The 12,730-nt window shown below is 47.6% G+C and carries 7 protein-coding genes; 5 read left to right on the top strand and 2 right to left on the bottom strand.

Translation table 11 applies throughout. The features are described from left to right. Positions 1 to 48 precede the first annotated feature (48 nt). Together NDK19_RS08825 and NDK19_RS08820 are read right to left on the bottom strand one after the other, a co-directional pair. Positions 49 to 1,344: a S41 family peptidase gene (locus tag NDK19_RS08825; protein ID WP_250631509.1), complete on the bottom strand. Its 1,296-nt coding sequence runs from the start codon at positions 1,342 to 1,344 to the stop codon at positions 49 to 51. 25 nt (positions 1,345 to 1,369) lie between these two features. Beyond that, positions 1,370 to 2,245 carry a dienelactone hydrolase family protein gene (locus NDK19_RS08820; RefSeq protein WP_250631508.1) on the bottom strand — a complete coding sequence of 292 codons (876 nt, stop codon included), beginning with the start codon at positions 2,243 to 2,245 and terminating at the stop codon, positions 1,370 to 1,372. An 88-nt stretch (positions 2,246 to 2,333) separates the two neighbouring features. On the opposite strand from NDK19_RS08820, the gene deoC reads away from it, so the two are divergent. From deoC to NDK19_RS08795, 5 genes are all read left to right on the top strand, one after another. Continuing rightward, positions 2,334 to 2,978, top strand: a complete 645-nt coding sequence (gene deoC / locus NDK19_RS08815) for a deoxyribose-phosphate aldolase (RefSeq protein ID WP_250631507.1) — start codon at positions 2,334 to 2,336, stop codon at positions 2,976 to 2,978. 148 nt (positions 2,979 to 3,126) lie between these two features. Continuing rightward, complete coding sequence (locus NDK19_RS08810) at positions 3,127 to 6,120, top strand: SusC/RagA family TonB-linked outer membrane protein (RefSeq protein WP_250631506.1); 2,994 nt, start codon at positions 3,127 to 3,129, stop codon at positions 6,118 to 6,120. A gap of 28 nt (positions 6,121 to 6,148) precedes the next feature. Continuing rightward, on the top strand, positions 6,149 to 7,522 hold the full coding sequence (locus NDK19_RS08805; RefSeq protein WP_250631505.1) for a RagB/SusD family nutrient uptake outer membrane protein: 1,374 nt from the start codon (positions 6,149 to 6,151) through the stop codon (positions 7,520 to 7,522). Between the two features lie 115 nt (positions 7,523 to 7,637). Next, the gene (locus tag NDK19_RS08800) at positions 7,638 to 9,353 is read left to right on the top strand and encodes a sodium:solute symporter (protein ID WP_250631504.1); all 1,716 of its coding nucleotides are present in this window, start codon (positions 7,638 to 7,640) and stop codon (positions 9,351 to 9,353) included. Positions 9,354 to 9,456: 103 nt separating this feature from the next. Continuing rightward, on the top strand, positions 9,457 to 12,546 hold the full coding sequence (locus NDK19_RS08795; RefSeq protein ID WP_250631503.1) for a hypothetical protein: 3,090 nt from the start codon (positions 9,457 to 9,459) through the stop codon (positions 12,544 to 12,546). Positions 12,547 to 12,730 lie beyond the last annotated feature (184 nt).

Below are 12,730 nucleotides of genomic sequence, written 5' to 3'. Positions count from 1 at the left end.
TGAAAATTTGTCGGGCTTAGTGTATTGATTATCAATGCTTTGGCAATACTATTGCAATTGTTTGAAACCGCCTGTAATCGGCAAGCGGCGAATGGCTTGGTCTTCGGTGTAGAGTAGTGTTTCGTTGAAATTGTCGGATTCTACCCTTGCGGTTTGTACGTAGCCGCCAAAAGAGCCATTAGCAATGAAGTGCAGGGCAGCCGCCAGCAGGTTTTCGTTGAGGTCTCCAAACGGGCGCGTGCGGTCGTCGGTGGCGCGGAACGATGGCTCAAAACCATTGGCAAAAGTATCGCCGTTGGCGTTGATGCTCTGGAAGCTGATGGGCACAACTGAATACCCTTCCCGATGCGTAAACACATAGCCGCCGACATATTTGCCGTTGGTAGTGCTGCCAATGGTTTGTACATTTACAAAAGGCCGTAAACCATTGATTACCAACTCGCTGGCAGAGGCAGTATTGCTTGTAGTCAGGATGAACACGCGGTTCAGATTCAGCCCGTTGTTTACGCTTTTAAAATTAAGTTCCGTATTGCGCTGCGTGTTTTGGTTGTTGTGTTGGTATTGCAAAAAGCGCCTGCCTGCCGCATTGGGCGCAATCAGGCTTGCCAGATGCTGCGCGGTTTCGGGTGAGCCGCCGCCGTTGTAGCGGATGTCCAGCACCAATTCATTGACACCTTCGCTGCGGAAGAAATTGAAGGCTTCGTCCAGTTCCTGCACCGAAGATTGAGTGAAAATGGAAAACACTAAATAACCTACTTTTCTGCCTGCCACCTGTTTTACTTCGCGCAGGGTAACACCGCGCATGTTAAAATTACGTGCTTGCAGTTCTACTTGGCGGATAGCGCCTGAGGCATCCTGAACGGTCAGCGAAACAGTGTTTTCAAAGCGGGGGATATTGGTTGCCCCTGCGTTGATGGGTGTGCCGTTAACGCTCAATACGCGCATTCCGCGGGTCAGGCGCACATCTTCGGCCGGTGAGTTGGGATGCACCAGCACCAATCGCAAATTTTGGTCGCGGTCTAATCCCCACAGAAAACCGAAACCCTGCGTAGAACCTGTTTGCAGTTGTGCCGCCGTAGCCCCGTTATCCCTCACGATGTAACTCCATCTGTCGGTTGGTTTGTAAAGCATCGCATCCATCAGGGCTTCGGGCGTGCTAAAATTGTCAGGATTGATGTTTGTCGGTATTTTGGTGTCCCAGAAGTAGATGTACTTCATTACTTCGTAAACATAGCGCTTAATCGGCAGGCTGTTTACATCCGTAATAGGATTGTTTTCTTTCTTTTGGCAGGCCGCTGCAAATACCAACAGCAGCCATGCAAGCATACGAAAACGGCGTTTCATCGTTATCGGGTCTTTTAACTTCGTACTATTTCATTCGTTTTTTCAGATAGTCCAACGACATGGCGTAGGCCTCGTCGGCAGCTTCTTTCGCATATTTCGGGTTGCTCGGATTGGCGAAAGCATGGTCGGCATCAAAAATTTTATAGGTCAGTTTTTTGCCTGCCTGCTTCATGTTTGCGTCAAACTCTTCCACTACTTTGGGCGAAATCCACTGCTCTTGTCCGGCAAAAATGCCCAGCACATCGGTATTGAGTGTTTTCAGGCGTTCCACATTTTTCTCGGGCATACCATAGTAAATGATACAGCCTTTTGCTTGGTTGCCTGCCAACAGCGCAGCTTGCAGCGACCAGCTGCCGCCCATACACCAGCCTACGGTGAAAATATTGGCTTTTTTGCCGGCATAGGCAATGGCGCCGTTTACAATGGCAGCGGCACGTTCTTGTTTCAGTCCTTGCATTTGCTTACCTGCTTCTTCGCGTGTGGTGGCTACAAGGCCGTCGTATAAATCGAGGCAAATAACGTTTACATCGGGTAAATCTTTGTAGAATTTTTCTGCTTCTGCTTTAATGTGGTCGTTCAGCCCCCACCACTCGTGGAATACGAACAGGTAGTTTTTGCTTTTCTTTTTGGATGGAATCAGCCATGCTTTGGCTGTTTTACCGTCCGGGGTAGGATAACTGATTTCCTGACCGCCCGCCTGCGAAACAAAAGTGAACGGCAGCGGCTCTTCGTGCTTATTGACAAAGTCGCGGTCGGAGGCGAAGGCGGCAAATGAAGCAGTTGCAGAGGAGGGCACATGGCAACAAACTGCATTGGCAGACTCGCTACGATATTGATTGTAGAAAAAAACGGATGCAGCACCCAAAATGAGGGATGCGGCAATACTCAGCATTTTTAGCATGGGTTCTGTTTATTTTTGTGAACAAATAGTTGCACTGATAACTTGTGTAAGTAAAAGAAAGTTTAGGATTTTAACAAGCCCGCATCGGATGGAAACCTTAAATCAGCACATAGAGCATACCCTGCTTTCGCCTGTTGCCGTTTCAGATGACTATGAACGCTTAGTGCAAGAAGCAATCCAGCATCGGTTTGTTGGCGTATGTGTGCCACCTTATTGGGTAAAAAAAGCCCGCCGCGACATTGGCGTGCACGACATACGCTTAGTAACCGTGGTCGGTTTTCCGTTAGGCTACAATCGCACGGAGGCAAAAGTCCGCGAAACGGAGATAGCACTTGCAGACGGCGCACAGGAAATAGACATGGTGATGAATTTGGGCGCATTCAAAACAGGTGTGATGAGTTGGGTAAAAGGTGAAATTGCCCAATTGGCCAAAATGTGCCACGAAAGCCATGCTATGTTGAAAGTGATTATAGAAACCTGCTACCTGAGCGATGAGGAAATTGTCCGTGCCTGCAAAATTGCACAGGATGCGGGTGCAGATTTCGTAAAAACCTCTACCGGATTTGGCAGCGGCGGTGCCACCGAACACGCCGTGCGCCTGATGCGCGAAACCGTAGGCGAATATATGGGCGTAAAAGCATCGGGCGGCATCCGCACCAAAGGGCAGGCATTGGCTATGATTGCCGCCGGTGCCGACCGTATCGGCTCATCGGCAGGTGCTGCGTTGCTGTAAATCAGCTTAATGTCTGATAACCAATAGCTTACATGGCAAATATGTTAAAGTTGGGTTGCAGGCGAACAAAAAATGTGCACACTTGATTCGTTTTTTGTCCGAACCGATTAGATTTAGGGCAATCAAACTTAAACAAAACTATTTTGCTATGAAGTTTTCTACGTTCAATCATGCCATCCGCTATTTGGGCGCATTTGCGCTTTTGTGGATGTGCAACGTTGCCTGGGCACAGTACACGGTGCAGGGAACGGTCAAAGATGCCGCTAACGGCAGCCCTCTGCCCGGTGTAAACATTGTGGTAAAAGGCACCACGGCAGGTACTATTTCCGATGCCAACGGCTCCTATCGTATCAATGTAGGCAGCAGCGGCTCTGCAACGTTGGTTTTCTCTTACATCGGTTATCTGTCTAAATCGGTTGAAGTAAATGCAAACAGCGGCACAGTGGATGTATCGCTGGCAGAAGATGTTACTAAACTGGAAGAGGTAGTAATTACAGGTTTGGCATCTTCCGTAAAGAGAAGTAACCTTGCCAATGCTGTTTCTACGGTTTCTGCCAAAGAACTGATTGGTACTACGCAAATTCAAACAGTTGATAATGCGCTGTACGGTAAACTGACAGGTGTCAATATCAATTTGAACAGCGGCGCCCCCGGTGGCGGTGTTTCCGTGCAACTGCGTGGTATTTCTTCGCTGGTAGGCGCTTCGCAACCACTCTATATTGTAGATGGCGTATATGTAAACAATGCTACGAACCGCAACGGTCGTGCTGCCGTATCCGGTGCAGAAGCCGGTGCCGGTGTGGGTGCGCAGGACGATGCCCCCAACCGTTTGGCAGACTTGAACCCCAACGATATTGAAAGCATTGAGGTTTTGAAAGGCCCTTCTGCTGCTGCTATCTACGGTACGCGTGCCAACGCAGGTGTAATCATTATTACCACCAAAAAAGGTTCGGCAGGTCGTACAAAAATCTCATTTGCACAAGATGCGGGTTTTGCCCGTGCACAGCGATTGCTGGGTGTAGATGATTGGAGCGAAGCCAAAATCAACTTCTTTTTCCCTGCTGCTCGTCGTCAGGTAGAATTAGACCGATTCCGTGCGGCTGCCGGACAGAAATATGACTATGAAAAATATTTTTACGGCAATACTGCCACCCTGCTCAATACCCGTTTGAGCGTATCGGGCGGCAATGAAAAAACCAAGTTCATGGTATCGGGTGCGCTGACTGACGAAGAAGGTATCGTGCGTCGTACAGGATTTAAGCGCTACTCGCTGCGCGCCAATATTGACCACAAAATTTCAGACCGCATTTCTTTTGGTGTAGGTTCTAACTACATCCGCACCAATACCGACCGCGGTTTTACGGGCAACCAGAACAACACAGGTGCAAGTATCGGTTATAACATTGCTTATGTACCTAACTACTTCAATCTGTTCCCCAATGAAAACGGCGTATATCCCGATAATCCCTATTTTGCCGAAAACCCGATTGCCGTAACCGATAAAGGTATCAACAATTCGGTGGTAGATCGTTTCATTCAATCATTCAACTTTGGCGCAGACCTGTTGAAGACCGATAAGTCGCTCCTGAAATTTGTGGCGCAAGGCGGTTTAGACTTTACGCAAAACTCTACATTGGTTTACTTGCCCGAAGACTTGCAGTTCCAGCGTGCGCAGGCAAACCCCGGCGATGCGCTTTGGGGAGAAACACGTAACGTGAATACCAACTTCCAAGCGGCTTTGACCTATAACTACAACATAGGCAAAGTAAACATGAACTCTCAGGTGGGTACAGTTCGCCTGAACTTCTTTGAAAACAGCTTGCTGACCCGTTCTCGCGGTTTGGCTCCCGGCCAGAAAAACCTGCGTCAAGGAACAGTACAAGAAATCTTCCAAGCGCTGCAAAGCAGCATTACCGACGTAGGCATATTTGCGCAGCAGGAAGCTAACTGGGATGACAAAGTAGTGGCTACCGTAGGTATCCGTTGGGATAAATCAACTCTCAACGGCGACGCCAATAAGTTCTATGCTTTCCCCAAAGCCTCATTGGCTGTAAACGTTGCCAACTTTGATTTCTGGACATTCAAAGAAACTGTGAACCAAATTAAGCCGCGTATTGCCTACGGCGAAACCGCAGGTTTGCCTGCTTTCGGCAATACCTTTACAGCCTTGAATGCCGCTAACATCGGTGGTCTCCTTGGTTCAGTGGTTACTACTGCCGCAGGTAATGCAACCCTTGAACCTGAACGCGCCAGCGAACTTGAATTTGGTATTGATGCAGGCTTGTTTAATAATCGCATCCAATTGGAGGTAACTTATTACGACAAGGAAACTCGCAACAACATCCAAAACCTGAGCCTTGCGCCTTCTACCGGTATTAACACCATTCCAAGCAACCGCGCTTCGCTTTCCAATAAAGGTTGGGAAATCTCATTGGGTGCAACGCCTGTTCAATCAGACAATTTCCGCTGGTTTACCCGCGTGATGTACTGGCAAAACCGCCTGCTTACCAAGAGCTTGGGTATTCCTGCATACTTCCAAGGAGGTTTCGGTACAGCACTTGGTACATTCTGGATTCGCGAGGGTATTTCACCTACTACCATCGTAGGTACGCCGCAAGTTTCTCCGGGTGTATTTACCATTTGGGGCGACCAGCAGCCTAAATTCCAAATGTCATGGTTCAACGAAATTACCTTCCTGAAAAACTTTGATTTCAATATGCTTTGGCACTGGAAGCAGGGCGGCGACAATATCAACCTGTCAGCCTTTTTGACCGATTCAGGCGGTACTACGCCGGGCTGGTTTAACGATGATGACGGCGACGGTATTCCTAACGGTCGTCAGCGCCCGCCTGCACCGTTCAACAACGCCGGCCGTTGGGTACAAGATGCCAGCTATATCCGCCTGCGCGAAGTTGCCTTGTACTACAACGTTCCTAAGACTACATTGACCCAATGGTTTGACGACAAAGTAGGCAGAGTCCGTTTAGGTGTTTCAGCCAACAACCCGCTTACCTTTACCAAATATGAAGGTTACGACCCTGAAACCTCAACTTTTGGTCAGCGCTCAATCGGCTCAGGTGTGGATGTTACCCCATATCCGACGGCCAAACGTTTCTTCGGACATTTGATTGTGGAATTCTAAGCAGTTGTTACCTAAACATTTGAAAACCATGTTGAAAAAAACAATATACGCGGGTCTTTTAGCCGTTGCCCTGCTGGGTAACAGCGGTTGCAGTTTCTTTAAGTTGGAAAACGCAATTGACCCCAACAACCCTTCTTTGCAAAGCGTTTCTCAAAACGCTACGCGCAACCAGATTCAGTCGCTCATCAGCGGTCTCGAATTTCGCCACCGTGCCCATGTTTTTACGGTTACGGCTGCATTTGGCTGTTTCGGCCGTGAAATATGGTATCTGAACGCTTCTGACCCGCGCTGGCAAACAGACTGGTTAGGGCAGGGGGGGCGCCGCCCCGACGGTCAGTTTTTTGGCGTAGGCCCTGCTTATGATGCGCCGTATCAGACCATCAAGCAAGGCAATGTACTGCTGCAAGCTATACGCAACACCAACGTACTGACCGAACAGGAGCGCTTGGCCGTTAGCGGTTTCACCAAAACCATTCAGGCGTATCAGTACATGATTGTGGCCAACGGACAGTTCCAAAACGGTATCCGCATTGATGTAGCGGACGAGTTAAACCCGGGGCCGTTTGTACCTTACAATGAAGCACTGACCCGCATCAATGCCTTACTGAATGAGGCTAACGATGAGTTGAGCCGTGCAGGAACAGGTAACTTCCCCTTCCGACTGACTGCAGGCTTTACTGCCAATAACTTTGGTACAATTGCCTCTATCCGTCAGTTAAACCGCGCCATAGCAGCCCGTTTGGCGGTGTACCGCCAAGATTGGCAGGGTGCGCTCACTGCCCTTGGACAGTCATTTATGAACATCGACGGTGACTTGGAAGCCGGCCCTGCATTTGTTTACGGCGCACCACCCGATATCTTCAATCCGTTGTTTTTCGTGTTGAATGCACCTGTTAATACAATGATTGTGGTGCACCCCTCGCTGATTAGCGATGCGCTGCCCGGCGATTTGCGCGTACAGCGCAAGTTCTTCCGCCGTAGTTCGCCTGTGGTTGTTACTACCGATAACATCCCGTTGTCGGGCGAATGGCAAGACTTGCGCTATCCGACAAATACCACTCCTGTCAAATATTTGCGCAACGAAGAATTGGTGCTGATTTATGCGGAAGCTAACGCGCAGGCAGGTAACAGCGGTGAGGCCGTTCGCGCTATCAACCGCATACGCACTGCGGCAGGTTTACCGGCCTATACAGGCGCTACTACACGCGATGCACTCATCAACGAAATTTTATTCCAACGCCGCTACTCCCTGTGGTGCGAGCCTTGGGGACATCGTTGGGTAGATGCACGCCGCTATAACCGACTCAACGAAATTCCGGTAGCATTGGACAGAGGCGCTGTATTTACACAGTTGGAGCGTCCGATTGCCGAAGTAAACTGGGAGTTGTTGCAAGGCAGATAACAGCCGATTGTTTCCTCTCCTGAAAGAAATTCCACTCCGCTTTGGAGTGGAATTTCTTTTTTTACGCCTATTTTTGGCAGTCTCCGAAAACTTCACCTGTTAAACTGCATTAGCTGTGTCGCCCATAGATTGGTTTGTTCTCATTTTTACGATAGGTTTTATCACCGCCTACGGCATTTGGAAAACACGTGGAAGTAAAAACACCAAAGAGTACCTTCTTTCCAAAAAAATGAGTTGGGGCACTATCGGGCTTTCCATTATGGCTACGCAGGCAAGTGCCATTACCTTCCTGAGCACACCCGGGCAGGCTTTCTCCGATGGTATGCGCTTTGTACAGTTCTATTTCGGCTTGCCATTGGCCATGGTTGTACTTTGTATGACCGCCGTTCCTTTATACCAGCGTTTGCACGTTTATACGGCCTATGAGTTTTTGGAAAAGCGCTTTGATGTCAAGACCCGTTCACTTGGAGCCTTCCTGTTCTTGATTCAGCGAGGGTTGGCCGCAGGGCTTACCATCTATGCCCCCGCTTTGGTGCTTTCTACTATTTTGGGCTGGGAAATCTTTTACGTCAATCTCATTTTGGGCGGAATCGTGGTTCTCTACACCGTAGTAGGCGGTACCGAGGCTGTCAGCATCACCCAAAAACAGCAAATGTTTGTCATTTTTGTAGGCTTAATGGTTGCCCTGTATATGGTTTTTGCCCTGATGCCGCAAGAAGTAGGCGTTTGGGAAGCAGTACAGGTAGCAGGCAAGGCAGGCAAACTGGAAAGTATTGATTTCAGTTTTGACTGGAACAACCGCTACAACATCTGGTCGGGCATCATTGGCGGATTTTTTTTACAATTGTCTTATTTTGGTACCGACCAGTCGCAAGTACAGCGCTACTTGGGGGGGAAATCAACCACCGAAAGTCGTTTGGGGTTGATTTTCAACGGCTTTATCAAAATCCCGATGCAGTTTCTGATATTGTTTATCGGGGCTATGGTATTTGTATTTTACCAGTTTCACGAGCCGCCCTTATACTTCAATCAGGTAGAAGCAGCAAAAGTGCGCCGTTCGGATAACGGCAGCGAGTTTATTTCATTAGAACAAAAATATCATCAGGTTTTTACTCAAAAGCGCGAACAGGCCATTGCTTTGGTAGAAGCACTGAAACAGGGAGAGCCGCAGCAGATAGACCATGCCAAAGCACTGTTAGATGCGCAAAACAGCGCAGCCCGCGATATTCGCAATGAGGCCTTAGCCATTATCCACCGACAAAATGAAGCAGAAGGCAAAGGGAAATCCAGTGATACGAACTATGTATTCCTCACCTTCGTCATCAACTACCTGCCCAAAGGACTGATTGGGTTGCTCATTGCACTTGTTATTTGCGCCTCTATGTCATCTACCTCATCGGAACTTAACGCACTGGCTTCCACAACGGTTATTGACGTATATAAACGCTCTGTCAGACCAAACGAAAGCGAGTCCCACTATCTCAAAGCCTCTCAGTGGATGACCATCGGGTGGGGGGCTTATGCCATCCTGTTTGCCGAATTTGCAAGCACATTGAGCAATAATTTGATAGAAGCGGTCAATATACTTGGCTCACTTTTTTACGGCACCATTCTTGGCATTTTTTTAGTCGCCTTCTATGTCAAAAGCGTAAAAGCAAAGGCGATTTTTCAGGCAGCCATACTTGCCGAAATGGTAGTACTGTTTTGCTGGAAATTCACAAATATTTCATATCTTTGGTTCAACCTGATTGGCTGTGCAGCGGTGATTTTGCTGGGGCTGCTGCTGCAACTATTTCATAAGCAGCATACAGATGGTACAAGTTTTGCATAATTTTAACGTTAGATAGATACAAGGCAAACTACCCCTTGCCCGTCTGATTGCTTTTCATTGGCTTATCTACCTGATAATGAAAAGGTTATAGCCCTATGCAAGTATGAAATATAGCATATTTACTGTATTACTTACATGTTTCCTCTCTCTCTCGGCATCTGCACAAATAGATGGTGCAGTGCGAATGCGCGGCGGAAAAAATATTACCAATGACCCTGAGGGTTTGGTTGTACTTGAGCTTTTTGGCAGGGGAGCAACCGAAATGATGATTTCCAATGACCCCAGCTTTCCCAACCAACGTTGGCGACCATACGAAACCTCCATCAAATGGCGCTTAAAAACCACCGATGGCGATGGCTTGAAGAACGTTTATGTAATGTACAAAGACAATCAGGGCAACGTTTCGGAGGTTGTAGAAACCGTGATAGAATTAGACCGCCAGCCCCCCTTTGAGTGTAGCATTACCATTAACGGCGGCGCACGCTTCACCAACGCGCGCGACCGTGTGGTCAGCGTAGAACTCTATGCGCAGGAAGCCAAAGAAATGCAGATAAGCCTCAGAAGCGATTTCGTCGGTGCGCAGTGGGTGCCCTATGCCGAACGCAAAAAAATGCAATTGTTAGGCGAAGACGGCGAAAAAATTATTTTTGCACGCTTTCGCGACGTGGCGGGCAATGTGTCGCAACCGGTAAGCGCCCGCATTCTGATGGATATGATGCCGCCGCTGAACCCGAAAGTGCTCATCAACAACGGCGACCAGTACACCAATAAAGAAGAAGTAACACTTTTCCTCAGTGCGCAGGGTGCCAAAGAGGTATTTATTCGCGGCGGTTCCGAATGGATGCCGATGCAAAGCACCATTCAGTGGAAATTAGACCCTCCCGGCGAAGGCGAGCGAGTAGTGCAAGTGCGTTTCCGCGATGATGCCGGCAACTATTCGGCCGTTGCCCAAGACGCAATTATTGTTGATACCGACCCGCCGCAAATGCCCCGTGTATTGATAGACGGCGGCAACCGTTTTACCAAAAGTCAGTCTGTTTCTCTGCGGCTATCTGCTATTGGCGCATTTGAAATGCAAATCAGCAACGACAGCTCCTTTCAAAATGTGGCATGGCGACCTTATAATGTAGCGGCAGCATGGACGCTTGCCGAAAAAGACGGCAACCGCAGGGTATATGTCCGATTCCGCGACCAAGCAGGTAACATCTCCGAGACCACATGGTCTGAGATTATATTAGACAGAGTACCGCCGACCAAGCCTCGTGTAGAAATCGTAGGCGATATGTCAAAGATATCCAACGATACAAGTGCTACGGTCAATTTGAAAATATCTGCCGAAGGTGCCAAATACATGATGATAAGCAATACCAGCAATTTTTACAATGCACGCTGGGAAGTTTATCGTACGGAGGTCAAAAACTGGAAACTCGGAAGCCCGGGTGATGACGGTGAAAAAGGCGTATATGTCAAGTTTCGGGATGAAGCAGGCAACGTTTCTGATATTGCAAGCACCAAAATTAAACTTGACCGCACCAAACCGGTTGATTGCCGTGTTACCATAGACAACGGTAAAGAATTTACCACGCATCCCGGCAAAAAAGTAAACCTGATGCTTTTTGCCAGAGGAGCTACAGAAATGATGATATCTAACAACAGCACTTTTACAGGCGGCAAATGGCAGCCGTATGCAACCAGTGCCGAGTGGGAATTGGAAGGCGAAGACGGCTTGAAAAACGTGGTGGTTAAGTTCCGCGACCAAGCAGGTAATGAGTCGGATGTGGTAGCCGACAATATTATCTTAGACCGCAAACCTCCGTTTGATTGCAGTGTTGTCATCAACAGAGGGGACTCTATTACTAATGATATAGATAAGGTTGTGGTATTGAAGGTGAGAGCCAAGCAGGCAACCCTGATGATGATTTCCAATACGCCTGATTTTTCGGGCGAACGCTGGCGCGGCTATTCCGAGCTGAATATCAGTTGGGTATTGGCCGGTACTGATGGTGTAAAAACAGTATATGTCAAATTTAAAGACGAGGCCGGCAACGAATCCGCCGTCTATTCCGATGATATTATTCTGGACAGAACACCCCCTAAAAAAGGTTCTGTGAAAATTTTGGCCGAGAACCAACAAGTAAAACTCCAACAGGTAAAACTGGAATTAGTCGCTCAGGATGCCGTAGAAATGATGATATCTAATTTTTACGATTTTCGGGGAGCAAAGTGGGAGCCTTATGCAACAACCAAAGACTGGACGCTCGTTGGCGAAGACGGGGTAAAAATGGTATTTGTCAAATTCAAAGACCGAGTAAACAACATATCGCAGGTAGCCTACGACCGCATCGGTTTAGATATGACTGCTCCTAAGGGCGGCGATATAAAAATTAACAACGGAGCGCGCTATTGTACCAATATTAATAAGTTGGTAACGCTGCGTTTGTCTGTACAAGATGCTACCGAAATGATGATTAGCAACAATAAAGATTTCAAGGATGCCAAATGGCAACGCTTTGAAAACTACCTGTATAACTGGAAATTGGATGGCGAAGATGGCGAAAAACAGGTATTTGCCAAGTTCCGCGACAAGGCAGGCAATGAAACGCAACCTGTGGTAGCCAACATCATACTCGACCGTCAAGAACCTGTTAATGAAAAAGTTGTCATCAATAATAACGAAGAATGTACCAATGCTGCAAGCGGCAGAGTTAAGTTGGATATTCAGGTAGAAGGTGCCAAGGAAATGATGATTAGCAATAACAAATACTTTAACAATGCGGCATGGGAGCCTGTAAGAGAAAGCAAAGAATGGAGTGTTTCGCCGGGCGACGGTGAAAAAACCATTTATGTAAAGTTTCGGGATGAGGCCGGTAATGAATCGGGTATTGCCTACGACAATATTTATTTAGATACAGATGCGCCTATACCCGGGCTGATTAAATTTGTCGGTAATCAAACGCTTACGAAAACAACCCTTGTAACGCTCGAGCTCAATGCCCGCAAAGCTAAATTTATGCTGGTTTCCAACTCTCCTAAATTTGATGATGGGGTTACTTGGGAGCCCTATCAAGCTACTAAGCAATGGTCGCTGCGCGATGGGGCAGGTTTGAAACGGGTATATGTCAAATTTAAAGACGGATGTAATAACGAATGCCAGCCAATCAGTAAGGAAATCACATTGGCATACGACAATTAACAACTTCCCGATTGGAGGGTGAATAAAAAAATAGCATTTCGGATTTTTAAACAACTAGTGAAAATCGCGTCATCCGTAATATATACAAACCCGACAGGACTAAAAGGCTTGTCAGGTTTGTATATCTGTATTTCAATAACTTACATAAAATATTTTTCGTAAACCTCTTGCGCTTTTGTATAAT

Source organism: Rhodoflexus caldus (assembly GCF_021206925.1).
Classification (GTDB): domain Bacteria; phylum Bacteroidota; class Bacteroidia; order Cytophagales; family Thermoflexibacteraceae; genus Rhodoflexus; species Rhodoflexus caldus.
The sequence above is the reverse complement of the archived record's forward strand: the minus strand, read 5'-3'. Positions and strand labels throughout refer to the sequence as shown.